Genomic DNA, 25,284 nt, shown 5'->3' with positions numbered 1-25,284 from the left:
CTCAAACATAAAAAAAGCCCCTTATTAGGGGCTTTTTAGGCGATTCAGATTAGTGATCTGAAGCACCAGAGATACCAATGCCAGTTTGTGAACGTACATACTGTGCATCGAATGCTTTACGCTCAGCTTGTGCTTGTGCTGAATTATCAGTTATAGAGAACAACCAGCAGCAGATGAATGCCAATGGCATTGCAAAGATAGCAGGACCATTGAATGGGTTAATTGGTGTTTCAGAGATTGCGAATGTATCTACCCAAACTGCTTTAGATAAGATAATTAGAATCACGGCAGTTGCTAGACCAACCACACCACCAATCACCGCACCACGCGTCGTTAAACCTTTCCAGAACATCGACAATACAAGCACTGGGAAGTTTGCACATGCTGCTACAGAGAACGCCAAGCCAACCATGAATGCAACGTTTTGTTTCTCGAACAAGATACCTAAAATCATCGCGAAGATCGCAAGACCTAAAGTCGCGATTTTAGACATACGAAGTTCAGATTCTGGCGTTGTTTGACCTTTCTTGAATACGTTTGCATACAAGTCATGTGAAATAGCTGAAGCACCAGACAATGTTAGACCTGCAACTACTGCAAGAATCGTTGCGAATGCTACCGCTGAAATAAAGCCCATGAACAAGTCACCGCCCAATGCATCAGACAAGTGAACCGCTGCCATGTTGTTACCACCAACAAGTTCTAACTTGCCAGTTACCGCCATTTTCGCTACATCAAGAAATTGTGGGTTGTTCGATACATAAAGGATCGCACCAAAACCGATGATGAAAGTCAGTAGGTAGAAGTAACCAATAAAACCTGTAGCAACAACTACTGATTTACGTGCTTCTTTTGCATCTTTTACAGTAAAGAAACGCATCAAAATGTGTGGAAGACCTGCTGTACCGAACATTAATGCAAGACCTAGAGAGATCGCATCAATTGGGTTTGCAGCCAATTTACCCGGCCCCATAATGTTTGCAGCTTCAGCTAAAGATACGTCATGTACTTTAGAGAAAACTTGGATCGATTGAGTGAACATTTCAGAGAAGCTGAAGCCCACGCCTTTCATGACCATAAATGCCATGAAGGTTGCGCCAGACAAAAGCATCACAGCTTTAATGATCTGTACCCAAGTTGTTGCCAACATACCACCGAAGATTACATAAGCCATCATCAGTAGACCAACGATCACAACCGCAATGTTGTAGTTCAAACCGAATAGTAGTTTGATCAACTGACCTGCACCCACCATCTGTGCAATCAGGTAGAACGCTACAACCACAAGTGAGCTTACTGCTGCAAGGGTACGGACAGGTTTCTCAGCCAAACGGAACGATACAACGTCAGATAAGTTGAATTTACCTAAGTTACGCAGACGCTCTGCTACTAAGAACAATACAATTGGCCAACCCACCATAAAGCCCAATGAATACAGCAAGCCATCAAAGCCTGAACTGAATACCATTGCGGAAATACCGAGGAACGATGCTGCTGACATATAGTCACCGGCAATCGCTAGACCATTTTGGAAACCTGAAATACCACCACCAGCAGTATAGAAATCTGCAGTGTTGGTAGTTTGTTTTGCAGCCCATTTAGTAATTAGCAGCGTAAAACCTACAAAGATGGCAAACATGATAATTGCGTGCCAGTTGGTCGCTTGCTGCTGTGCTTCACCTAAATCTGGTCCTGCCATTGCCATGCTTGACATGAGCAGAGCGGGAGCCGCCAGTGCTGTTGCTTTCAATGAATTCCATTTCATCTTAGTGAAGTCCTTTTTCTTGAGTAATTGCTTCTACTTCACGCATTGCTTCTTCGTTTAATGCATCTAATTTATTATTTGCAATGTACGAATACACACCACAGAGCAGGAATGACAATACAATAATGCTCAAACCTAATGGCATACCAATCGTGGTTACACCACCACTCACGGATTGCATCAAGAACTCTTTGTTATAGCCCACAAGTAGCATGAAGCCGACATAGACCACCAACATGATGATCGTCAAAGTCCAGCTCAACTTACTTTTACGGCTAACCATTTCCTTAAATTTTGGATTCTGTAGAATTTGTTCTACCTGTCTCTCATCCATAATGTTCTCCTTACGCCGAACCTTGGCGCGCAATTTTCTAATTCGAATTATTTCGAAGCTAAACTTACCAATGTTCCTTATCTCTTGTAATTTAGACTTTGGTCGTTAAATTTTGAGCAATAACCTCCCTAAGCCTATGGATGCGTTATCATTAAGCGAGAATTAATATGCTGCAGGCTCTATGAATAGTTGGCTTATCGTCGGGGTATTGGCCCTTTACATCGCATTACTCTTTGTATGTGCATTCTTTGGTGAAAAGCATGCCAGCAGGCTCAGTACTCGCGGCAGAATGCTTCTCTTTAGTCTAACTTTAGGGGTTTACTGTTCATCTTGGACGTTTTATGGCGCAACAGGTGCCGCGGTTCGTGAGGGCATTATTTTCCTGCCGATCTATCTAGGACCGCTGCTATTTGTTGCGCTCGGCTATGATATTTGGCGACGTTTAGGCCGTGTCCGTCAGCATCATGCCATTTCATCGATTGCCGACTTTGTAGCAGCACGATATGGTAAAAGTGGCCCCTTAGCGTCATTAGTCACGATCCTTGCAGTGATTGCCATTATTCCCTATTTAGCCTTGCAACTACGTGCAATTGCCCTAAGTGCAACGGTCATTTTAGAACCGACCGCTGGTCTGACCGGCACCACCAATAGTGTGCTGTTTTTGACTGGTGTATTGGCGATTTTGGCGATGATGTTTGGGACACGACAGATTGCCAATACTGAACAGCACGGCGGCTTAATGTTGGCTGTGGCATTTGAGTCTTTCGTCAAGCTGTTTGCACTACTTGCAGTCGCATTTTTCTTTGTTTTTGAATCACCTGAAAACATGGCTCAAATCAGCCATGACATCAACACCACCTTTAAAGATGTTCAGCTCAAAGGTGTGCCAGAAAGCTTTTGGATTCAAACTTTATTGGCTGCATTAGCGATTATTTGTCTACCACGTCAGTTCCATGTCGCGGTGGTTGAACTGCGAGATGAAAAGCATATCCGTGGTGCTCGTCGTTGGTTTGCCATTTATCTGATTTTAACTATTATCGCGATCATCCCGATTGCCAGTTGGGCGCTGCATGCAGCACCTGCCTACTTGGCAATCCCCGATGTTGCTGTGCTCTCACTGCCTTTGAGTTATAACCAAGACTGGTTGACCTTACTTGCATTTCTCGGTGGTTTTTCAGCTTCGACAGGTATGCTGTTGGTGTCGTCAGTGGCCTTGTCGATTATGCTCAGTAATGACTTGATCATGCCTGCACTGTGGCGTACACGCTTATTGTCACGTCATGACAAACGCCTACCACTCGTACTGAAATTCACACGTCGTGTATGTATTTTAGCGGTCATGTTATTGGGCTTCTTGTTCTTCCATTTCTTCAATGACATTGACCAATTATCGGTATTTGGCCTATTGGCCTTCAGTGCTGTGGCACAGTTTGCACCGGCGTTAATTGGTGGTTTATATTGGCGCGGCGGAAGTAAGCAAGGCGTATATGCAGGTCTGTTGGTCGGCTTTGGCATGTGGGCTTATACCCTGTTATTACCAACCGTATTGCGTAGCCTGCCTGAACAATTTAAAACATTTACCGAAAATCTTTTAAGTCAGGGTCCGCTAGGCTTGAGTTGGTTACGTCCTGAAGCACTGTTAGGGTTTGAATCTTTCGATCCACTTACCCATGGCGTAGTTTGGGCACTCGGTTTAAATATCACCCTCTATATTTGGATTTCCCGCGTCTTCCGTCCAAGTGTTGCCGAGCAAATTCAGGCCGAAAGTTTCTTTTATTATGAAACCAAGCCCCTCCCGGCTCAAAGTACATCAAACGACATCAGCTATATTCACCATGATGTGGCACGCTTAAAAGTAGGTGATCTGATTACTTTGGCAAAACGCATTACCGGTGAAGGTCCAACTATGCGCGCCTTCAACCAGTTCTGCGCACAAAACAATGTCGTTTTGAATGAAAATAGCAGCGCCAACGGCATGTGGTGGCGTTTTACCGAACAGTATCTTGCCGGCACCATCGGTGCGGCATCTGCCCGTACCCTACTCACCACAGCCATGGTCAATAATGGTTTAGCACTCGGTCAGGTCGCCAATATTCTTGACCAAGCCTCACAGTGGCAGCGCTTTAACCAAAACCTGATCATGACCATGATCGACCATATGACTCAAGGTGTGTCCGTGGTTGATGAAAATATGTGTTTGGTGGCATGGAATAATCAATACCTCAAACTGTTTGATTATCCAAAAGACATTGTCTATGTCGGTTGCCCAATTTCAGACTTGATTCGTTATAACGCTGAACGCGGCGAATGTGGTCCCGGTTCAGTCGAGGAACATGTGCGTAAACGCATGCATTGGATGCAAGTCGGCAGCGCACACGAATTTGAACGGATTCGTAAAGATGGCCGTGTAATTCAGATGCGTGGTAATCCGATCGAAGGCGGCGGTTTCGTGACGACCTTTGCCGATATTACCGCATTCCGTGAAAATGAAGCCTTGCTTGAAGGGCGTGTGCAAGATCGTACCCAACAGTTGGCAGATGCCCTGTCCGAACAACAATTGGCACGTGAACAAGCCGATAAAGCCAATATGTCGAAAAGCCGCTTTATCGCTGCCGCAAGCCATGACTTATTGCAACCGATGCATGCTGCGCGTCTGTTTAGTACCGCCCTCGAGCAAAGCGTACAAAATGACGATGATCGTAAAACGCTTCAGCAACTTGATCGTGCGCTGCATGGTGCGGAAAGTATGCTCTCTGCCCTATTGGACATTGCACGACTCGAAGGTGGAACCATTCAACCAAAACGTCAGCCTTATCCGCTGCATGACTTACTCAGTGATCTTGAACTTCAATTTAAATCGATTGCGGCACAGCGTAATATCAAACTGACCGTACACGATGCTCAGTTCTGGATTGACACCGACCCACAGTGGATTCGTCGTATTATTCAAAACTTCGTCAGCAATGCCCTACGCTATACGGCACGTGGTCGTGTGGTTGTCGGTGTGCTACGTTCAGCACGTCCAGGACATATTCGTATTGGCGTTTGGGATACAGGTCCTGGGATCGCGGAAGAACAACGCATTAAGTTGTTCCAAGAGTTCGAACGCTGTGGACATACCTCTCCATGGGGCGAACAAGGTCTGGGCTTAGGTTTAGCCATCGTGCAACGCATGACCAGCCTACTCGACTATCCGGTGCATGTGTTCTCAGAACTTGGTCATGGTTCGTGCTTTATGATTGAAGTGCCTGTGGTCGCTGCGCCAAAAGTGGTCGCTGCACCGACCCAAGCGGTTCCGTTGAAAACCAAAGCCTATAAGATTCTGTGCTTAGACAATGATGAAACGATTTTGGAAGGGATGTCGACCTTACTGACCAAATGGGGCTATCAAGTCTTTAAAGCCACTGAACCTGAACAGGCCATGGAGTTGATTCAACAAGAAAATATTCAAGTTTGGTTGGTTGACCAACATTTGAATAACAACAAGATCGGTCTCGACTTTATTTTAGATAACCGTCAGGAAAATGTCCCTGTGGCGCTGATTACCGCAGATTCTGATCCTGAACTACCGCAACGTCTAAAAGAGTTAAACATCGTCTTACTGAAAAAACCATTGAAACCGGCTTCACTGCGTTCATGGTTATCTGGTTTAAAAATTTCAAATCAGTAGCGTTGTTACAGGACATCGCTCTGTGAAAAGTAGCCCATTTCATTCACATGAAATGGGCTTTTGTTTACCTTGCTTTTACTTAAACTTACCTAACTGGCAAAAAAATTTGTCTCAACAGCAAGACCATTCAAAATAGCCCCGATATTTCGTCTATTTATTAGCCATAAATATCAAATTAAGATTGCCTATGGCAAAAGATATCGAATGCGTGAGTGAACACTTGTACACTTAGTTACAATTAAAAATCTATTTGATTTAAATCATATTTTTATAACCAAAAATAAAAACTAAAACTTTAGTCGTATATTTAGCTGCGGCCGTTCGTTTTAAAAATATTCATAAGAAGTTGATCAGTTTCAAGCCAATTCAAGAAGCGTCATAACTCAACACTTGAGAAGCTGATCTCCCCCTCATATTAGGAGTGATCTTGTGAATATTTCAGAAACAATGCCGCATGGTTTTGATCAAAATCTACAGTTTCATCGTCAGTATGGTGCCAATGCTATTTTGCCAGAGATCGATTGGCGTCAGCTATTTAAGTTCAGCAAATTAAGTGATGTGCAAGTCGAAGCGCTGGAAACGCTCTATCGCAGTGCCGTTCCTCTCGCTTTACAAGTATTTGACGAACTGAATTTTGATGTCTTTGCGCCAAATGCCTACAAACCTCAAGGCCTTGGCTTATTCGATCGACTGGCAGAACAGGAAGATCTACTACTGCAAAATTTAGAAGCAGAATCCAATGGCTTAGGTTTGGACACCCGTCATCAGATTTGGAGCATGCTACTGCGTGGTGGTGCGGTCTTAGTATTTAAAGCTTGGCTCGGTAAAGTCAAAACCGACAAAAACCAGCTGGATAAAACACAGTTTGATGAATTATCCGATTTACTATTTATTAAAACAGCGCCATTTGAATTGGCACAACGTTTAAATGTTGATGCCAACTCCAAGCAAGACCATATCTTCCTGATGTATGACAATGATGTTTATCTGGACCGTTTTAACAGCTTAGAAACCGCAGCTCTATTTGTGGATTTGGGTGTTTATGATGCTGCTTTCCTGAGTTTACGTGATGACCGTGTCGCGGATTATCTCAAAGCGCGCGGCTATGTGTCCGATGAACAAATTGATGAATTACAATGTGCGCTCAACCCTTTGTACTGTACCGATCTGACGCCTAAGCAAGACTATATTGCTTAAGTTGAAGTGGTTTGTTTAAGTCATTGTTAAGTTGCATTGCTCTATTGCTTTTAAACCACATGTAAAGACCTAACAGCATTTACACCGAAATGATCCAGCGCCAGCATTAGCGCTTAAATAGCATAAAAAAAGACCTCCATCGTGGAGGTCTTTTTTTTTGAAAAAATCCTTAGATTTTCTTTTCTTCAATATTCAATGCATTAATTGCCAATACAGCTTGAGTTCGGTTTTGTACGCCCAACTTACGGAAAATCGCCGTTACATGCGCTTTAATGGTTGCTTCAGACACATCCAACTCATAGGCAATTTGCTTATTCAACAAACCTTCCGCCACCATCATTAACACACGGAATTGTTGCGGTGTTAAAGACTGAATACGTTCTGCCAATGCTGTTTCATCTGCAGCACGTGGGTCAAAATTCATGTTGGCAGGTAAATTTGGTGGCAACCAAATCTCGCCTTCTAATACTTGACGAATCGCTTCACCAATGTGGCTTGGATGCGCAGATTTTGGAATATAACCCATCGCGCCATGTGCAATCGCACGTTGGATAATCGACGCTTCTTCATGCGCAGAGACCACAATGATAGGAATCGATGGATATTGTGCGCGAATATGCACCAAGGCAGAAAAGCCTGAAGCACCTGGCAAGTTTAAATCCAATAACACAAGATCAGGCTCAGGGCCATTTTCAAGACGTTCATAGCATTCATTGACTGCTGCAGTCTCATGAATTTGCGCCTGAGGCAAACTATAACGAACCGCCTGAATTAAAGCATGACGAAACAGCGGGTGATCATCAACGATTAAAATATTCATAAGCAACGTGAGAGATCTTGTGCACAATGACCCTATTCTAACCACACATGCTATGTGAAGGATATGCAAGAACTTATTTTTTTGCATTTAAAATGTAGATTTTCACATAAAATGCGTCTTTTTTCGCATTTTCTATAAATCTTTAAATCTAATCATATTTTCATATAAATTTTATCAACACAGTAAAAATGCTTATATCTAAGCATTATATGTTGAAATATCAACAGTTTAAAACTTGAAATTTCACGAATCTTCTGGTTTTTCCAACATATCTAAAAATCAGATAACTTTTCTGATTTTCGTTATTTTACAGTGATCCACCCATCGGGATTAATAAAAGGCATTCCGAGAAACCACACTTTTAGGTTTAAAAAATGTCTCAAGTTAATCTACAAAAACCCCTGAATATTGTTGCTGTGTCAGGTGGTCTAAACAATCCATCTAAAACTGAAGCTTTGGTACAAGCCATTGTTGATGAACTCGGTGATGCAACTCCAATCAATGTGCATTTTATTAAGTTTAGTGAAATTGGCAATTTATTAGGTGGCGCGATTTACCGTAACCAATTGCCACAACGTGTACAAGATGACCTTGCTGCTGTTGAAGCTGCTGATGCACTGATTGTTGGAACACCCGTTTACCGTGCTTCATTTACAGGTCTGTTTAAACACTTCTTTGACTTTGTCGAACAAACTGCATTGGTGGATGTACCTGTCTTGCTTGCAGCTTCGGGTGGTTCTGAACGCCATGCTTTAGTGCTTGAACATCAACTGCGTCCATTGTTCAGTTTCTTCCAAGCGCAAACATTGCCGATTGGGGTCTATGCAACAGATCGTGATTTCACCCCTGAATACACCATTCATAGTGAATTACTGCGTGACCGCATTACTTTAGCTGTAGCACGTGCGCTGCCGATTTTGGAATGGGCTCCAGCCAAAGGTCAGCGTGCTGAAGTGGTGAAAGCCAAGTCTCAACAAGCCAACCAAAACTTGGGCATTAATAAGCAAATCGAGCAAGAAGAAGTCCTTCCTTCTGCAGCTGTTCCAAGTTTGGATGCCGCTGAAGCTCGACTGCATAGTAAAAAGCCAAAAACGCAAGTGGCCTAAACACCACAGCTTAACAATTCGATCCCGAGGGTTTGCAAAATGTCAGTACAAGAAAAAAACATTACATTTGCGTACTGGGTACCAAACGTCAGTGGTGGTTTGGTGGTCAGTAATATTGAACAGCGTACCGATTGGAGCTATGACTATAACGTGCGTTTGGCACAAGCTGCAGAAAAAAGTGGCTTTGATTATGCGCTGACTCAAATTCGTTTTACCGCAGGCTATAACGCGGAAAATCAACATGAGTCGGTGAGTTTCAGTCATGGTATTTTGGCCAAAACCGAAAAGCTCAAAGTCATTGCCGCGATTTTACCCGGCCCTTGGAAACCAGCTCTGGCTGCGAAACAATTGGCGACCATCGATCATCTCACCAATGGCCGTATTGCGATTAATGTTGTAAGTGGTTGGTTCCGTGGAGAGTTTGATGCGATTGGTGAAGAATGGCCCGAACATGATCAACGCTATGCGCGCTCTGAAGAATTCATTCGTAGCCTAAAAGGCGTTTGGACGCAGGATAACTTTAGTTTTGATGGTAAATACTATCAATTTAAAGACTACACTCTATCTCCGAAACCGGTACAAAAACCGCATATTGAAATCTTCCAAGGTGGCAGTTCACGTGCAGCACGTGACATGGCATCACGTGTTTCCGATTGGTACTTCACCAACGGCAATACCCCTGCTGAGTTGAAAAAGCAGATCGATGATATTCGTGAAAAAGCCAAAGCTAACAACCATCAGGTCAAAATCGGGGTGAATGCCTTCATTATTGCCCGAGATACGGAGGAAGAAGCCCAAGCGGTGCTTCAAGCTATTATCGACAATGCCAATACCGAAGCGGTCAATGCTTTTGGCGATGCAACTCGTGAAGCAGGTGCATCCACCAAAGAGGGCGAAGGTAACTGGGCAAAATCAACTTTTGAAGATTTGGTTCAATATAACGACGGCTTTAAAACCAATCTGATTGGCACACCACAACAAATTGCTGAACGTATTGTGGAACTCAAAAGTGTAGGCGTCGATTTGGTACTCTCAGGTTTTCTCCACTTCATTGAAGAAGTGGAATACTTTGGCGAAAAAGTGTTGCCACTGGTTCGTGAACTGGAAGCTCAACAGCAGCAAGTTGTGCAGGCTAAATCAGCATAATTGTTGATGCAGTCACAGCTCATAAAATCAGCATAATAATCACAATCGGCTCACTTCACTTTCCTCCCCTAAGGCTCGGCTTAGGGGATTTTTTATCTCGAGTCCCATTTAAAGATATGCTTTGATTCTAGAAAATGAGCTAACCTATAGACAAAGAAAAAGCCCGACATCCTGTCGGGCTTTTTCTATATGGATACTTAAGCATGACTCCTGTCTTGCTTCACAGTCCTGATGGTGAACACTTTGTTATTGTTTTATGTTCCGGAACATCCTGTTCCTGTATGAGTTCATCTTAGGTAAAATTTAAAAGTGCGCCTAGCGTCAAAAACTTCGTTGCTTGTACGCTTAAGCTGACAGCATTGTGCGCAATCGGTTAACTTAAACCATAGATATTATATGGTTTTTTATAGAAATCGATTTTTTAGATAATTTCATTACCACTAGATACCCCCGTAATTCTGGTGATATTTCCAACACAAACGAGGCAATAAACATGCAACTGGTTTGGTTTCGACAAGATTTAAGACGACATGACCATAGCGCACTGTGGCAGGCGACACAGTCTGGTCCAACGATTGCCTTTATTGCGCTTTCTCCTGAACAATGGGCAAGGCATGACGATGCCCCCATTAAAATCCATCGCTATCTTGCCCAACTGGAACTTTTGCGACAGCAATTGGCTGAACTAAATATTCCACTGATTATTCAGCATATTCCCCATTGGTCAGACATCGCCAATGAGCTATTAACCCTATGCACTCAGCTCAATATACACACTGTTCATGCACATATTGAACATGGTGTGAATGAGCTTAAACGAGATCGCGAAGTACAACAGTTATTAGAACAGCAGCACATCTCTGTTGAGCTGTACCATGACCGCACCCTGTTTCCTGTTGGCAGTATTCGCAATCAATCTGGACATCCTTATCAAGTTTTCGGTGCATTTAAGAAAAATTGCTACGAAAAATTGAGCATCAGTCTGCCTACTTGTTATCCCGCTATTGAAGCCCAAGCGGCTCTCGAACCGCATCCGCTGTGGCAAAATCAATTTGATTTAACTCCTTTTTATCCCACATCGCTGTTAGCTGCTCAAATCGAGCTTTGGCCGATTGGAGAAGATCACGCACTACAGTGCTTAGATGAATTTATTGAACAACATCTGCATCGTTATGCTGATGATCGGGACTTTCCTGCGCTCAATGGAACCAGTCGAATTGGCATGTATTTAAACTTGGGCATCTTGTCTATTCGCCAATGTCTGCAAGCCCTTTTTCGTGAACAAGGCGGCTATTTCCAGATCGACCACAGAGGACAACAAACTTGGCTCGATGAGCTGCTTTGGCGTGAATTTTACCAGCACATTTTATTTGACTACCCGCAAGTTTCTCAGCACCAGCCGTTTCAAGCCAAAACCTTAAAAATAAAATGGCGCCATGCACCACAAGACTTTGCTGCGTGGCAATACGGCCAGACGGGCATTCCGATCGTCGATGCAGGGATGCGTCAACTACTGGCTACGGGTTGGATGCATAATCGGGTGCGGATGATTTGTGCCATGTTCCTCAGTAAGAATCTACTGATCGATTGGCGGTTGGGGGAGCAATGGTTTATGCAGCACCTTGTCGATGGTGACTTAGCAGCCAATAATGGCGGTTGGCAATGGTGCGCCTCGACGGGTACAGATGCTGTACCTTATTTTCGGATTTTTAACCCGATCAGCCAATCTCAGAAATTTGATCCGAACGGAGATTATCTACGTCAATGGCTACCTGAGCTGGCAGATTTGGATGCAAAGCAAATTCACCAACCCTTTGCCAAAAATCCTCAATTGGAATTGAACTACCCTCAGCAGATCGTTGACTTAAAACAGTCTCGCCTAGCGGCAATTGAAACATTCCGAGCATTGTAGATATTGCCAAGATCGAACTGCGACAGATCAAAACGCCGTACTGAAATGATCACTCTAAGGCATAGCCGAGCGTTCGTTTTGTCCCTACAATATAGAAAACGCAAATCATTTTAGAGACGCTCACATGTATACAGGCATCGTGCAAGGTTTAGAAAAAGTCTTAGACATTCGTCAAGGCAATGGCTTCACAACCTTGGTGATTTCAAATCATCAGAATTTTTTTCATGATGTCTTTATCGGAGCAAGTGTAGCGATTAATGGCGTGTGTTTAACGGCCACACATATTGATTTGGCAGCCAACCAAGTACATTTTGATGTTTCTGAATTGACCAATCAACTCACCACGCTGAAAACTCTCAAAGCTGGTGATGAGGTCAATGTCGAACGCTCAGCCAAAGTTGGGGCAGAAAATGGTGGTCACAATCTATATGGTCATATCGAAGGCACAGCCACGATCAAAAACTTAGAGCATCGCGGGGAAACCTTTCATCTCGATATTCACATTCCGGCAGGCAATATTAAATATTTCTTTCTCAAAGGTTTTATTGGACTCAATGGTTGCAGTTTGACTGTGAACCGTGTTGATCGTGCCAATAGTGAAATTTCAATCGATCTCATTCCTGAAACACTGCGCCTCACTACATGGAAAGATGTCCAAGTCGGTGATGCCGTGAATTATGAAATTGATCAAACAACGCGAACCTTAGTCGATACCTTAGAAAATATTCATCAGCGTTAAAATCGACTGACAGCACATTGCAAAAAGCCTCCCTTTCGGAGGCTTTTTATTGGCTCATTTGCAATATACGTTTAAGAATAAAAACTTGGATCTGGCACTTTGGCTGTGAGCACCCATTCACCAACTTCCTGATATTTATAATCAATCGGATCGTGCAGGGTCTGGGTACGCACATTGCGCCAGAAGCGGTCTAAATTCAGTTTGGCCGTCGTGGCACGTGCGCCCATCACTTGGAAAATATTTTGCGTAATGTACAGCGAACTATTGGTGGCCGCAATTTTGGCTGTTGCAATCGCAATAGAGACTTCTCCACGTTGTTCCGCCGTCAAAGCTTCACCAATCTCCCAAGCCCCTTGCAAACGCTGAACCGCTTTATCTGCCAATAAACGTACACTTTCTAATTGCACATAAAACTCAGCAAAATGCTTTTGAATAAATGGGTCATTCACTGCATTTTCAGCCAATGATTTTGACCACGCCTTTTGGTTTTGAACCGTCTGTTTTGCTGTTTCAAAAGCTCCTTCTGCCACCCCTAAAAACAAATGCACAAAGATCAACTGTGCAATCAATGGACGCAAGCTGGAATACGGCGTACTCAAAGGCCCCGGGTTCAGTAGTAATTCATCTTTGGAAATTTTTACCTGTTCAAAATGACTGCTTCCACTGTCGGTTTGACGTTGTCCCATATTGTCCCAATCGCCGAGAAAACTGACGCCTTCACGTGCTGTAGGAATCACCCCGATCAATAATTTTCCGTCATCATTGAACCCAGAACACAGCAAAATGTCAGAATCCATGGAACCCGAACAAAAACTTTTATCGCCATGAAACACATATTCATGTTCAGACAGTTGCGTCACTGTCGTACGACGGTCCAAAGGGTTTAAGGTGTTGCCCCAAAATAAATGCTCACGTGCAGTCTGTTCAAACCATGGGCCATATTGCTCTGGCTGCGCGAACAACTGTACGGTTGCAATCAATAAATGATGGAAACCATAAACATGCGCCAATGAGCTATCCACTTGGGCAATGGTTTGAATGGTTTTAAAAATCGTCTGCCAATCTGCACCCTGTCCACCATATTGCTGTCCAATGGACAGTGCAAGCAAACCACTTTGACGAATCAAATCACGTTCAGCTTTGGGATTTCCCCCCTGCTTATCACGCTGAGCAGCCGTGGTGGCAAATTCTGCCGCCAGTTTTTGGGCAATATCGATTGGATCTTGAGTCAATGGAGTTGAAGCGTTCATATGTCTATCTGATTATTCTGTTACCGTTTTAGCTTAACAAAGCGCAGGCATTCAGCTTATCTCAATGCCTGCAGTCTATATCTGTAAAATCTATATCTCATGAAATCTAAGTCACCTAAATTCAGGCGACTTATGGCTTGGTCTTTTTATACGTCGTATGTACGGTGGATTAAAAGCATCATGAACATCCCTTCTTCCTAATCAACTTTCCTAAGGGAAAGGACGTTCAATATTGCCTTAATAACCCGTCGTATGAGCGATAGTGAACTTTCATCAGAACGCTATCACTCATGCTCAAATTGCTCTTATGACTTCGGATAAACCGTCACAATCAAATGTTCAACCACTTGAGGTTCTGCCAAGGTCGAAGTGTCGCCTAAAGAGTCCAGCTCATTGGCCGCAATTTTTCTTAAAATTCGGCGCATGATTTTACCAGAACGGGTTTTCGGTAAGGCTGGCGCCCAATGCAGTGCATCTGGCGTTGCCACTGGTCCAAGGACTTTTCGTACCCAAGCCACCAGTTCCTGACGCAACTCATCCGTCTCGGCTGTCCCGGCTTGTAAGGTCACAAAGGCGCAAATCCCCTGTCCCTTAATATCATGCGGCATACCCACCACCGCAGACTCTGCCACAGCATCATGTGCAACCAGCGCACTTTCAATTTCAGCCGTTCCTAATCGATGCCCTGAAACGTTTAAGACGTCATCCACACGGCCCGTAATCCAATAGTAGCCAGACTCATCACGACGTGCGCCATCACCTGTAAAATACGTCCCCGGATAAGTGGAGAAATAAGCTTCAATAAAGCGCTCAGGATCACCCCAAATGGTTCGCATTTGTCCCGGCCAAGAATCCTTAATCACCAAGTTACCTTCTACGGCGCCTTCAAGCTCATTGCCTTCAGCATCAACTATCGCAGGTTGTACACCAAAAAATGGACGCGTCGCCGAACCCGGTTTTAAATCAGTTGCCCCCGGCAATGGCGTAATCATGAAACCACCCGTTTCTGTTTGCCACCATGTATCCACCACTGGACAGCGGCTTTCACCTACCACGGTGTAGTACCAATTCCATGCCTCTGGGTTAATGGGTTCACCCACCGAACCCAGTAAACGCAAACTACTGCGGTCACTTTCTCGGACAAAGGCATCGCCTTCTCGCATCATGGCGCGAATTGCAGTCGGTGCCGTATATAAAATGGTGACATTGTGCTTATCGACAATATGTCCCGTACGTGCCCAACTTGGATATTGCGGCACCCCTTCAAACATCACGGTCGTGGTACCATTCGACAAGGGACCATACAATACATATGAATGCCCAGTGATCCATCCGACATCTGCGGTACACCAAAACACATCATCTTGTTTTAAGTCAAAAACTTCACGGAAAGTACAATTCACATAGGTTAAATAGCCTCCCGTGGTATGCAATACACCTTTCGGTTTTCCAGTTGAACCTGATGTATATAAAATAAACAGCGGGTCTTCGGCATTCATGGGTTCAGGTGGACAAATATCATTAACCGACATGATTTCCATGTGATACCACAAATCACGATCCGCTTTCATTTCGATCGGGTTACCTGTACGGTGCACCACAATGACATTTTGAACCGAAGATGTGCCTTCGATGTCGAATGCAAGGTCGACATTTTCTTTGAGTGGGATGGGCTTACCACCACGCATCCCACAATCCGCAGTAATCACGACTTTCGCCTGACTATCATCAATACGACTTGCCAATGAGTCTGGTGAGAATCCGCCAAAAACCACGCAGTGTACTGCACCAATTCGGGTACAAGCCAACATCGCAATTGCCGCTTCGGGTACCATTGGCATATACAGCACCACACGGTCGCCTTTACCCACGCCATGTTTTTTCAGCACATTGGCAAAACGGCAAGTTTCATCATGCAGTTCTTCAAAAGAAATGATTTTATGCCGTGAAGGATGATCACCTTCCCAAATAATGGCCGGTTTATGTGGATGTTCTTTTAGATGTCGATCGAGGCAGTTGGCACTGACATTCAGTTCACCGTCAGCAAACCACTCGATCTTGAAATCATCTTGCTTAAAATTGGTATTTTTAACTTGGGTAAACGGTTTGATCCAATCGATCTTTTGCGCTTGCTCCGCCCAAAACTCATCTGGTTGTTCAATCGATTTTTGATAACGCTCAAAGTACTCCGACTCATTGATGCGCGCGGTTTTTTTAAAACTTTCAGGTACTGGATAGATCTCTTTCATATTGTATTTTCCTTGATCTGATTCATCTCATCACGAGATGCCATGCCACATTTCTACTTTTATAATTTCTGCATCACAGCAGTATGACGATTAATTTTTAATCGCAGCAATCATGCTTTGGTCGTATTATTCTTTCCCATTTAAAGCATATTTTTGAGCAAAATTTCAACAAAAACATGTTTCAATTCAGTATCTGATCAGTTCATTTGAACCTATAATGCAAAGGTAATTTTACTCAGCATTCCGCATTTTTATTCTTCCATACACGTTGAGTTGACCCAAGCATGAATACCCAAGACTCTTCTTTCTTTTCCCGTCAGACGAACACTACATCGGACAATCCCTTGAAACCAGATGGACGTTTTGGTCGACTGAGCATGATTGGTTGGTATGGCTTTCTCAATATCATCAGCTTTTTTGCCTTGATCGCCTTAAGCCTTGCTGTGGGTATTTTCAACATCAATACCATGGCGTTAAATGAGCAATTTGTTGGCATATTCACAGGGGTATCTGGCCTCGCCTATTTGGCGATTATTATTCTCTACATTTATTTTTATTGTGTCTTTGTCGTGCGTCGGCTGCATGACCTCAATAAAGCCGGTTGGTTGCTACTATTATTATTTATCCCCCTGATCAATCTGTTCTTTATCCTGTATTTATTATTGGCCTCAGGCACACCGACCGTAAATCAATACGGCGCGCCACGCCCTGCTGCGGTTTGGGAAAAAATTCTGGCATGGTTGATGATTTTAATCAGTGTCTTGTCGCTCTTGGCTACAGGTAGCATCACCTCGTATATGATGGGTAGCGGAGAAATTGAATCGCCTACAGAAATCATTCAACAAGGTACTGAATACTTCTAAGCCACTGACCGAATTTGAGCCTGTCTGAATTTTGATACATCTGTTCGCAAGCCTGTAAATGAGGGTTATTTTCGCCACTAATTTCAGGCAAAATAGCGAAAAATCTGAACATTTGGAAAACTCGTGGCTGAAAAAGAAAATGCCTTGAGTGATGTCACTCAAGGCACGACTCAACTTTTGCAAGAGGCAACAGAAAAAACCGCACAAACCGTGCTGGAACATACCTCTAAATATAATGACGCATACTCAACGATCGATAAATTTGTCGATGGATTTTGGGAACGCCTGCCTTATATTTGTATCGCATTAATTGTTTTTACGATCTTCTATCTACTGTCAAAACTCTTTAGATTCTTTGTTCGTAAAGCGCTCACTGACCGTTCTTATTCAAAACAAAATCTAGTTTTGGTCCTGAACCGTGTCGGTAGCTCAGCCATTATGTTCTTCGGTTTCCTGATTGCAATGGTCATTGCGATCCCTGGTTTCACACCGGGTCAGCTCATGAGTGCCTTGGGGATTGGTTCGGTTGCAATCGGTTTCGCGTTTAAAGATATTTTCCAGAACTTACTGTCGGGTATTTTGATTCTCCTCGGTGAACCGTTCAAAATCGGTGACGACATTATTGTGTCAGGAATGGAAGGTACGGTTGAAGATATTCAAATTCGTGCAACCTTCCTACGCTCTCCCGATGGTCGTCGTATCGTGATTCCAAACGCGACGGTTTACACCAGTGCGGTAACGGTGAATACCGCTTATCAACGTCGTCGTTGTGAATTTGTGGTGGGTATTGGTTATGAAGATGACATTCAAAAAGCTAAAAACATTGTTTTGGCCATTTTAGACAAAGACCCAACCATTTTGAGCCAACCTGCGTTTACCGTAAACGTGAATGCTTTGGCTGATTTCTCGGTCAATCTGAATGTCCGTTGGTGGGTAGATACCACAGAGACCACCACTGCAAACTCGATCAGTGAAGTGCAAGAACACGTTATCCAAGCATTCAATCAAAATGGTATTTCAATTCCGTACCCTGTACAGGAAGTGAAAGTTTACCGTGGTGATCAAGCTGAGGCAGAAGCTTCAACAGCTAAATAATCGCCCTAAAACGTACGGAATCACAGTTTCTGTACGGATAATTCGGTTGCCTAAGCTGACTGCTTGGCAGCCGTTTTTTATGAGTAAATCCACCTCATAAGGGATAAATCCACCTTCAGGTCCAATGATGATCGTACATCCATGTTGAATCCCTGTAGGCATCACATCTTCGACATAAGGATGCGCCACATAAGCAGGATAGTCCGAGGAGATCATGCTCGGTAGAACATCCTCCACAAAGGGCTTAAAGCGTTTATACAGTTCAATTTTGGGCGCAATGGTGTCACCTGCCTGCTCCAAACCTAAGGTCACATAGTGATCGAGCTGCTGTAAAAATGGCGTCTGCCAATAGCTTTTATCCACGCGATAACTGTGCAGCAAAATGATTTTTTCTACACCTAAGGTGACGGCATCCATGATCAGACGGCGCAACACTTTCGGACGAGGCATTGCCACAATTAAAGTCACCGGATGCTTTGCAGGTACTTCTTCTTCTTGTAAGGGTTTAAGTTGAATGCGCTCATCACTGATACTGACGATTTGGGTTAAATAACGCTTTCCTTCCCGAATACCGACTTTGAGTGTATCGCCCACCTGTATATTCACATGGTTTTTTAAATGCTCAATTTGACGTTTGGCGCTAATACTCCAAAGTTCAGATTCAGTTTGACGAGGATCAAGCAAGACGATGTTCATAAATAACCATATCAATTCACGCAAAGCATATGTCATTGAGGACAGGCGACATGGATGTCGCCTGTGCGCTGAGGTACAGGAAGTACCTTCAGCGTACAGAGGATTTTTGCTACTTTTAATCCTTTAAAAGTAGATTATGCCTACGAATAGGATGTTCAACGATCACCATAAAATAAGGCCGTGATAAAACTTGCCTAATAAAAATTAATGTATCGCAAAATTAAAACTTAAAGGTACTGATCAATCACTTGAATATGTTGAGCCAATGACCCTGTATTCTTTTGCATAATCTGCTGCGCTGCAGCATTCAAACACTGAGCTTGAAGCTTATCTTCGATTAACTCAAACAACACCTGAGCAGCCTGTTCTGCATCTTGCACTACTCTCACGCCTTGAGCAGCAACGAACTCATCCACAATGGTTTGAAAATTAAAATAATGCTGACCTAATACTGTCGGGACATGCAGCGCGATAGGCTCCAAAATATTATGTCCACCGCCCGGTTCATTTAAAGAACCACCGACAAAACACGCCTGACTCAGTGCCAGCCAAAGCCATAATTCGCCCATACTATCCGCCAAATATACTTGTGTTTCAGGCTGAATCGTTTGCTTTAAACTGCGGCGCTGTGTGCGTAAATTCAGTTTCTGCGCTTCTACAAAAACGTCATCAAAGCGTTCAGGATGCCGTGGTACGACGATACATAACAGCTCAGGCTGTTGTTGCAAAATCGGCTGCAGCGCTGCGAGTAGTTTTTGTTCTTCTGGCGCATGCGTACTGGCAATGGTAATGATTTTGCGGCCTTGCAAATCCCAATCTTTTCGTAACTGCGCTGCTTGTTGCACAAAGCTATCGGGCGCATGAATATCAAATTTGATACTTCCCACGACCTGACTGGTATGCGGGTTTGCACCCAATTCAATAAATCGCGCTAAAGTTGCCTGATCTTGCGCCAATAATTGTTTCAAACTCTTTAGCATCGGCTGCGTCAAACTCGGGACTTTGCCATAACCTTTCGCCGATTTTTCAGATAATCTGGCATTAATTAATAAACACGGAACGTTGGCCTGATCGGCTTCAATCATCAAATTTGGCCAGAGTTCAGTTTCAACTAGAGCCAACATTTTTGGTTGATATTTTTCGATAAAACGACGGACTAATTTTTTTTGATCTGCTGGCAGATACACGGCCTGAAATAGCGATTCATACGGTGCTTTTAAAAATAATTGTTTCGCACGCGCTTGTCCGGTTTTGGTGGTATTGGTAACTAAGACCGGATGACCTGCTTTGAGATAATGTTCAATCAGCGGCTGCGCAGCGTTAGTTTCTCCGACGGAAACCACATGAAACCAAATTGCATTACGGTTTTTAACTGGCTGAAATGGCCCAAAGCGCTCAATACACTCTTGCTGATATAGTTGGAAATCTTCAGCACGTTTTTTGATGCGCCATTGATATAGCGGCTTAATCAGCGCCAAAGCTGCGTTATACCAAAAAGGAGTAGTCAAATTATTACGCTCAAAAACGGTTTGAATCGGCAGAATATATCAGAGCATTATCCACATGTTAATGGATAATGCGTATTCAAGTGTCGATTAATAGGTTGAACGACCTGAACCAAATTTATTTTTCATGCTTGGATAATCAATATAGCCTTCGGCAACATCTGTTCCAATCATATTTTCCAACTGCAATTCATTCAGTGCAGCATTCGCTAGCAAACGTTCAAACAAATCTGGATTGGCAATATAAGCTTTACCAAAAGACACCGCATCGGCTTTACCTGAGGCCAATAAATCAACAGCATCTTCACGGCTTAAACGCATATTGGCAATGTACGGCACTCCATTTGAGCGCTGTTTCAGATAGTCACTAATACTGTCATCCGCCAGATATTCACGGGTAAAGAAAAATGCAATCTTCCTCTGCCCCAACTGCTCTAAGGCATAGCCAAAGGTTTCACGTGGATCATGATCGCCCATATCGTGTTCATCACCACGCGGCGCAAGATGTACACCTACACGACCTGCACCCCACACTTCGATCAGCGCATCCACCACTTCAAGCAATAAACGTGCGCGGTTTTCGACAGAACCACCATACTCATCTTCACGTAAATTGGTTTTGCTTTGTAGGAATTGATCGATCAAATAACCATTGGCCGCATGCAATTCCACACCATCAAAACCGGCTTCTTTGGCTTTGATCGCAGACTGTTTGTATTGTTCTACAATGCTTTTGATTTCTGCAATCTCTAATGGACGTGGCACGACATATTCGCGTTTTGGGCGAAGCAGACTGACATAACCCGCCTGTTGTACCGCACTGGCAGAAACTGGTGTATCACCATTCAAAAGGTCGGGATGTGAGACACGTCCGACATGCCACAATTGTGCCACAATTAAACCTTGCTGTTCATGTACGGCTTGGGTCACCAATTTCCAGCCCTGAACTTGAGCATCGGTAAATAAACCCGGCGTCTGCAAATAGCCATTAGCTGCTTCTGAAATGACTGTTGCTTCTGAAATGATTAATCCAGCACTTGCACGCTGTGCATAATATTCAGCCATCATCGGCGTTGGAACACGGTCAATGGTTGCACGACTACGGGTTAGTGGCGCCATTACAACGCGATTTTTGAGGTGTAAATCACCCAAAATGAGAGGAGTATTAAGTTCAGCCATATATGTCTCGCCTAACACTTCAAATGCGAAAAATGATTTAAAGTGAGTTCTGCAGATAATCAATATATTGCTGAATGAGTTCTTCATTGCGCGAAAAATACGACCATTGACCATATTTCTCGGCTTGAATTAAGCCCGCCTGTTGTAACACAGACAAATGATTAGACATCGTAGACTGCGAAACATTACCGAGTTTTTCGATATTGCCAGCGCATACACCACGATTAAAGCCGCCACATTGTTCTTCTGACAAAAATTGTTCAGGTGTTTTCAACCATTCCAAGATTTGACGTCGAGTCGGATTGGCAAGTGCTTTAAAAATTAAATCAATATCCATAATTTAAACGGGTTTAATTAAATAAAAATTTGGACAACAAAGTTCTATTCAGCATCTTGAATACACTATATCGTATTTTTTCGATTTTTATATCGATTTTTTTAGATATGATGATCAAAAACAGATAGAACTTTGTTTTCTATATAAATTTAAATTACAAACCTTGTTTGAGGCTGGCTTCAATAAACTTATCTAAATCGCCATCAAGCACTGCACCAGTGTTTGAACTTTCCACACTGGTACGTAAGTCTTTAATACGCGAGTCATCTAAAACGTATGAGCGAATTTGGCTGCCCCAACCGATATCTGACTTGGTATCTTCCAACGCTTGTGCCGCATCATTACGTTTTTGCATTTCAAGTTCGTACAATTTTGCACGTAACTGTTTCCATGCATGGTCACGGTTGGCGTGCTGTGAACGTTGGTTCTGACATGCCACCACAATCCCTGTTGGAGCGTGAGTTAAACGTACCGCAGAGTCTGTTTTGTTAATGTGCTGACCACCCGCACCAGATGCACGATAGGTATCAGTACGTACATCAGCTGGATTGATTTCAATTTCAATATTGTCATCAATTTCAGGCGATACAAAAACCGCTGAGAATGAAGTATGGCGACGATTACCCGAGTCAAAAGGTGACTTACGGACTAAACGGTGTACGCCGGATTCTGTACGTAACCAACCATATGCATACTCACCTTCTACACGGATCGTTGCAGACTTGATCCCTGCCACATCACCATCAGACTCTTCCATCACTTCTGCTTTAAAGCCATGACGTTCAATCCAACGTAGATACATACGCAGTAACATGGATGCCCAATCCTGTGCTTCAGTACCACCAGAACCCGCTTGAATTTCGACATAGCATGGGTTCGGGTCCATCGGATTACTGAACATACGACGGAATTCTAATTTCGCAAGTTCTGCTTCCGCTGAAGTTAACTCTGCTTGCACATCCACAAGTAAGCTTTCTTCTTCTGCTTCAACCGCAAGATCCAGCATCGCTTGGGCATCTTCTAGCTGAGTTGAAAGCCCTTCGAGCACGTTAATGACGTTTTCGAGTTCACCTTTTTCTTTTGCCATTGCTTGTGCACGGCTTTGATCATTCCAAATTGCTGGGTCTTCCAGCTCACGTAGAACCTCTTCTAAACGCTCTTTTTTCAGATCGTAGTCAAAGATACCCCCGTAATGTTTGACCACGGTCGTTTAAGTCTTTTAGCTGTAATAGATACGGATTAATTTCCACGTGAATTACTCTCAATCAAAAAATTTGGCTTAAATAGCCGCCTATTATATCACAGAGCATTTGCACAGTTTCAGCCAGATTGATCATCCAAATCATTGACTTCAATGCACATAATATGAACAATACGCTCGCATTACTATTTATTACATTTTTTTTACAACAATAATGTTTCGAGGGTTTTATGAAAAAGACATTACTTGCACTAGGGTTAGCTGTTATCACTTCATCAACTTTTGCTTATGATGGTCAAGTTGATGGCGGTTTTACTTATACAGATTGGGACAATGACATCGTAGATTCAAACGGATTGTTCAACTTACAAGGCACGTTATATTTAGACTCAGTAAACCCTAAAAATGGCCCATTAAACGAAGCTGCATTTTTAGGCCATAACAGCAATATTTATGCTAAATATAGCTATCAATATTTAGATACAAAAACAGTTGATGTATCAGATTATTTTCCTGTTTCAGGTCCGCTTGCAGGCAAAGCAGAATATGACAGCCACCATATTTCATTAGGTGCTGAATACTTCTTTGAACAATTCTACTTTAATGGTGAATTAGGCTACAAAGAAGAAAAAGCTGAAGTAAAAGTTGCTGGCATTTCAGCAAGCGAGGACTATGATTCAACAACATACCGCGCATTAGTAGGTTATTTACCTGTCTCTAACCTTTTACTTGCTGTTGGTATTGATGGCTATCAAGGCGACAATGATGAAGACGAAGACAACCGTTTTGCTGTAAAAGCAAAATATGTTGCGCCTTTGAACAATGGTCAATACATCAACCTAGAGGCAGATGGCGCTTTTGGTGATTTAGACTCTGTTACGATTGGTGCAGACTACTACTTCGACCAAGCTTTTAGCATTGGTGCATCTTACAACATCGAAGATGATGGTGATGAAGACACGGATTACTTCGCTATTCGTTCAAAATACTTCCTTAACCCGAACCTAGCAATCGGTGGTCAAGTTGGTTTTGGTGATGACGTTCAAGCGTTCAACATCAATGCAACTTTCCGTTTCTAATTTCGTTTGAATTAGGAATGTGCATTAAAAAAGCACCTCAAATTTGTGGTGCTTTTTTCTTTTCGATGTAATATTTACTTTAAAAAAAGTCCAGTTGTTGACCAAATAATCTACAAATTCATAATATCTACACAGTTTTAATAAAACAAAACATTAATAATAATTATATATTTTTCAATATTTTAAATAATTAAAATTACATAAAATTACCGAATACACAGTTCTGCAACTTTGCAGCGATTGACCTTCTTTAAAAATTCTCTAGACTAAAACTTGTAACAAAAAATGTATTAAATTTAGCCAAACAATTTAGAGGGGTAGTTTCCATGAAAAAACTCGCAATTGCTTCAGCACTTCTTTCTGCACTTGCTATTACAGGTACAGCTCATGCTTATCAAGCAGAAGTGGGCGCTTCAGCTGGTTACATCGACCCAGATAATGGAAGCTCTGGCAGTGAATTTGGTGTAAACGGTACTTATTACTTCAACCCTGTTCAAACGCGTAACGCTCCTCTTGCAGAAGCTGCATTCTTAAACCGTGCAAGTAACGTAAATGCACATGCAACTTTCGCTGACCGTGGCGATGTTGACGACAATACTTATGGCGTTGGTATCGAATATTTCGTACCAAACTCAGATTTCTATGTATCTGGTGATGTAAGCCGTAATAATGTCGAAGTTGACACTCCATTCGGCACAGTAGACAACGATACAACTTATTATGCAGCTGAAGTGGGTTACCTTCCTGCACCTGGTTTCTTAGTTGCTGCCGGTCTAAAAGGTTGGGACAATGACGATGACGACGGTGTAGATCCAACTTTACGTGCTAAATACGTAACAACTTTAAGCAATGGTAAAGACATCAACCTTGAAGCGGGTGCAGCATTCGGTGATCTAGATGAATTCAATCTAGCAGCGGATTACTTCATCGACAAAACATTCAGTGTTGGTGCTGACTACTACAACAACGATGTCACTGATCGTAACGAAGTAGGGATCAATGCACGTAAATTCTTCAACCAACAAGTGAGCCTTGAAGGTCGTGTTGGTTTCGGTGAAGTTGGCAACAATGACTACAATTCATTTGGTGTAGCAGCGAAATACCGCTTCTAATCCATTGAAGTCAAAACCATAAAAAAAAC

At 43.0% G+C, this 25,284-nt stretch carries 20 protein-coding genes; 10 read left to right on the top strand and 10 right to left on the bottom strand.

All coding sequences use genetic code 11. From position 1 onward, the window contains the following. Positions 1–49: 49 nt before the first annotated feature. On the bottom strand, positions 50–1,765 hold the full coding sequence (locus FTU77_RS00685; protein WP_180054197.1) for a cation acetate symporter: 1,716 nt from the start codon (positions 1,763–1,765) through the stop codon (positions 50–52). Position 1,766: 1 nt separating this feature from the next. Continuing rightward, the gene (locus FTU77_RS00680) at positions 1,767–2,099 is read right to left on the bottom strand and encodes a DUF485 domain-containing protein (RefSeq protein ID WP_078190540.1); all 333 of its coding nucleotides are present in this window, start codon (positions 2,097–2,099) and stop codon (positions 1,767–1,769) included. 181 nt (positions 2,100–2,280) lie between these two features. Between FTU77_RS00680 and FTU77_RS00675 the strand changes: the two genes are divergently transcribed. Continuing rightward, the gene (locus tag FTU77_RS00675) at positions 2,281–5,769 is read left to right on the top strand and encodes a PAS domain-containing hybrid sensor histidine kinase/response regulator (protein WP_078190541.1); all 3,489 of its coding nucleotides are present in this window, start codon (positions 2,281–2,283) and stop codon (positions 5,767–5,769) included. A gap of 447 nt (positions 5,770–6,216) precedes the next feature. Beyond that, on the top strand, positions 6,217–6,966 hold the full coding sequence (locus FTU77_RS00670) for a hypothetical protein (RefSeq protein WP_171525947.1): 750 nt from the start codon (positions 6,217–6,219) through the stop codon (positions 6,964–6,966). Positions 6,967–7,135: 169 nt separating this feature from the next. On the opposite strand, the gene FTU77_RS00665 is transcribed toward FTU77_RS00670, so the two are convergent. Continuing rightward, positions 7,136–7,786, bottom strand: coding sequence for a response regulator transcription factor (locus tag FTU77_RS00665; RefSeq protein ID WP_078190543.1), 651 nt, complete (start codon positions 7,784–7,786; stop codon positions 7,136–7,138). 374 nt (positions 7,787–8,160) lie between these two features. Here FTU77_RS00665 and msuE point away from each other — a divergent pair, with 374 nt between their 5' ends. The 4 genes from msuE to FTU77_RS00645 all read left to right on the top strand — a co-directional run bounded on the left by msuE (position 8,161) and on the right by FTU77_RS00645 (position 12,689). Beyond that, on the top strand, positions 8,161–8,892 hold the full coding sequence (msuE, locus tag FTU77_RS00660; protein WP_078190544.1) for an FMN reductase: 732 nt from the start codon (positions 8,161–8,163) through the stop codon (positions 8,890–8,892). Positions 8,893–8,931: 39 nt separating this feature from the next. Then, positions 8,932–10,038 (top strand): dimethylsulfone monooxygenase SfnG, encoded by a 1,107-nt coding sequence (sfnG, locus tag FTU77_RS00655; RefSeq protein ID WP_078190545.1) that lies wholly within the window; start codon positions 8,932–8,934, stop codon positions 10,036–10,038. 493 nt (positions 10,039–10,531) lie between these two features. After that, the gene (locus FTU77_RS00650) at positions 10,532–11,950 is read left to right on the top strand and encodes a deoxyribodipyrimidine photo-lyase (RefSeq protein WP_180054196.1); all 1,419 of its coding nucleotides are present in this window, start codon (positions 10,532–10,534) and stop codon (positions 11,948–11,950) included. Positions 11,951–12,074: 124 nt separating this feature from the next. Then, on the top strand, positions 12,075–12,689 hold the full coding sequence (locus FTU77_RS00645) for a riboflavin synthase subunit alpha (protein ID WP_180054195.1): 615 nt from the start codon (positions 12,075–12,077) through the stop codon (positions 12,687–12,689). Between the two features lie 71 nt (positions 12,690–12,760). Here the strand turns inward: FTU77_RS00645 and FTU77_RS00640 are convergent, their stop codons facing one another. Continuing rightward, positions 12,761–13,939, bottom strand: coding sequence for an acyl-CoA dehydrogenase family protein (locus FTU77_RS00640; RefSeq protein ID WP_168379415.1), 1,179 nt, complete (start codon positions 13,937–13,939; stop codon positions 12,761–12,763). 305 nt (positions 13,940–14,244) lie between these two features. Next, positions 14,245–16,188 carry an acetate--CoA ligase gene (acs, locus tag FTU77_RS00635; RefSeq protein ID WP_180054194.1) on the bottom strand — a complete coding sequence of 648 codons (1,944 nt, stop codon included), beginning with the start codon at positions 16,186–16,188 and terminating at the stop codon, positions 14,245–14,247. Positions 16,189–16,472: 284 nt separating this feature from the next. Between acs and FTU77_RS00630 the strand changes: the two genes are divergently transcribed. Continuing rightward, positions 16,473–17,051: a DUF805 domain-containing protein gene (locus FTU77_RS00630; RefSeq protein ID WP_180054193.1), complete on the top strand. Its 579-nt coding sequence runs from the start codon at positions 16,473–16,475 to the stop codon at positions 17,049–17,051. A gap of 123 nt (positions 17,052–17,174) precedes the next feature. Continuing rightward, positions 17,175–18,146 (top strand): mechanosensitive ion channel family protein, encoded by a 972-nt coding sequence (locus FTU77_RS00625; protein ID WP_078190551.1) that lies wholly within the window; start codon positions 17,175–17,177, stop codon positions 18,144–18,146. Here the strand turns inward: FTU77_RS00625 and FTU77_RS00620 are convergent. The 5 genes from FTU77_RS00620 to prfB all read right to left on the bottom strand — a co-directional run bounded on the left by FTU77_RS00620 (position 18,132) and on the right by prfB (position 23,113). Further along, positions 18,132–18,842 (bottom strand): 16S rRNA (uracil(1498)-N(3))-methyltransferase, encoded by a 711-nt coding sequence (locus FTU77_RS00620; RefSeq protein ID WP_180011588.1) that lies wholly within the window; start codon positions 18,840–18,842, stop codon positions 18,132–18,134. The genes FTU77_RS00625 and FTU77_RS00620 overlap by 15 nt on opposite strands. A 227-nt stretch (positions 18,843–19,069) precedes the next feature. Then, positions 19,070–20,350, bottom strand: coding sequence for a 3-deoxy-D-manno-octulosonic acid transferase (locus FTU77_RS00615; RefSeq protein ID WP_180054192.1), 1,281 nt, complete (start codon positions 20,348–20,350; stop codon positions 19,070–19,072). An 87-nt stretch (positions 20,351–20,437) separates the two neighbouring features. Further along, positions 20,438–21,526 carry an alkene reductase gene (locus tag FTU77_RS00610; RefSeq protein ID WP_111884475.1) on the bottom strand — a complete coding sequence of 363 codons (1,089 nt, stop codon included), beginning with the start codon at positions 21,524–21,526 and terminating at the stop codon, positions 20,438–20,440. Positions 21,527–21,563: 37 nt separating this feature from the next. Next, entirely contained in the window at positions 21,564–21,863 is a 300-nt protein-coding gene (locus tag FTU77_RS00605; protein WP_078190555.1) for a helix-turn-helix transcriptional regulator, read from the bottom strand. 154 nt (positions 21,864–22,017) lie between these two features. Then, positions 22,018–23,113 (bottom strand): peptide chain release factor 2 gene (gene prfB, locus FTU77_RS00600; RefSeq protein ID WP_168379411.1). Its coding sequence is split into 2 segments (ribosomal slippage): positions 22,018–23,040 and positions 23,042–23,113, totalling 1,095 coding nucleotides; the frame shifts between segments, so codons are not numbered across the junction. Positions 23,114–23,294: 181 nt separating this feature from the next. Here prfB and FTU77_RS00595 point away from each other — a divergent pair. Together FTU77_RS00595 and FTU77_RS00590 are read left to right on the top strand one after the other, a co-directional pair. Beyond that, positions 23,295–24,143, top strand: a complete 849-nt coding sequence (locus tag FTU77_RS00595; protein WP_180054191.1) for a putative porin — start codon at positions 23,295–23,297, stop codon at positions 24,141–24,143. A 326-nt stretch (positions 24,144–24,469) separates the two neighbouring features. Continuing rightward, positions 24,470–25,255 (top strand): putative porin, encoded by a 786-nt coding sequence (locus FTU77_RS00590; protein ID WP_111884472.1) that lies wholly within the window; start codon positions 24,470–24,472, stop codon positions 25,253–25,255. The last annotated feature ends 29 nt before the right edge of the window (positions 25,256–25,284 follow it).

Origin of the sequence: Acinetobacter sp. YH12142, assembly GCF_013418435.1 — a bacterium.
GTDB lineage: Bacteria > Pseudomonadota > Gammaproteobacteria > Pseudomonadales > Moraxellaceae > Acinetobacter > Acinetobacter amyesii.
This window is presented reverse-complemented; position numbering and strand designations above follow the sequence as displayed.

What these genes read in the sequence shown, in the direction of transcription:
- FTU77_RS00650 (WP_180054196.1), top strand. Translation starts at nt 10,532, where the DNA reads ATGCAACTGGTTTGGTTTCGACAAGATTTAAGACGACATGACCATAGC.
- FTU77_RS00645 (WP_180054195.1), top strand. Translation starts at nt 12,075, where the DNA reads ATGTATACAGGCATCGTGCAAGGTTTAGAAAAAGTCTTAGACATTCGT.
- FTU77_RS00665 (WP_078190543.1), bottom strand. Translation starts at nt 7,786, where the DNA reads ATGAATATTTTAATCGTTGATGATCACCCGCTGTTTCGTCATGCTTTA.
- msuE (WP_078190544.1), top strand. Translation starts at nt 8,161, where the DNA reads ATGTCTCAAGTTAATCTACAAAAACCCCTGAATATTGTTGCTGTGTCA.
- FTU77_RS00685 (WP_180054197.1), bottom strand. Translation starts at nt 1,765, where the DNA reads ATGAAATGGAATTCATTGAAAGCAACAGCACTGGCGGCTCCCGCTCTG.
- FTU77_RS00620 (WP_180011588.1), bottom strand. Translation starts at nt 18,842, where the DNA reads ATGAACATCGTCTTGCTTGATCCTCGTCAAACTGAATCTGAACTTTGG.
- FTU77_RS00595 (WP_180054191.1), top strand. Translation starts at nt 23,295, where the DNA reads ATGAAAAAGACATTACTTGCACTAGGGTTAGCTGTTATCACTTCATCA.
- sfnG (WP_078190545.1), top strand. Translation starts at nt 8,932, where the DNA reads ATGTCAGTACAAGAAAAAAACATTACATTTGCGTACTGGGTACCAAAC.
- FTU77_RS00630 (WP_180054193.1), top strand. Translation starts at nt 16,473, where the DNA reads ATGAATACCCAAGACTCTTCTTTCTTTTCCCGTCAGACGAACACTACA.
- FTU77_RS00675 (WP_078190541.1), top strand. Translation starts at nt 2,281, where the DNA reads ATGAATAGTTGGCTTATCGTCGGGGTATTGGCCCTTTACATCGCATTA.
- FTU77_RS00605 (WP_078190555.1), bottom strand. Translation starts at nt 21,863, where the DNA reads ATGGATATTGATTTAATTTTTAAAGCACTTGCCAATCCGACTCGACGT.
- FTU77_RS00590 (WP_111884472.1), top strand. Translation starts at nt 24,470, where the DNA reads ATGAAAAAACTCGCAATTGCTTCAGCACTTCTTTCTGCACTTGCTATT.
- FTU77_RS00670 (WP_171525947.1), top strand. Translation starts at nt 6,217, where the DNA reads ATGCCGCATGGTTTTGATCAAAATCTACAGTTTCATCGTCAGTATGGT.
- FTU77_RS00680 (WP_078190540.1), bottom strand. Translation starts at nt 2,099, where the DNA reads ATGGATGAGAGACAGGTAGAACAAATTCTACAGAATCCAAAATTTAAG.
- acs (WP_180054194.1), bottom strand. Translation starts at nt 16,188, where the DNA reads ATGAAAGAGATCTATCCAGTACCTGAAAGTTTTAAAAAAACCGCGCGC.
- FTU77_RS00610 (WP_111884475.1), bottom strand. Translation starts at nt 21,526, where the DNA reads ATGGCTGAACTTAATACTCCTCTCATTTTGGGTGATTTACACCTCAAA.
- FTU77_RS00640 (WP_168379415.1), bottom strand. Translation starts at nt 13,939, where the DNA reads ATGAACGCTTCAACTCCATTGACTCAAGATCCAATCGATATTGCCCAA.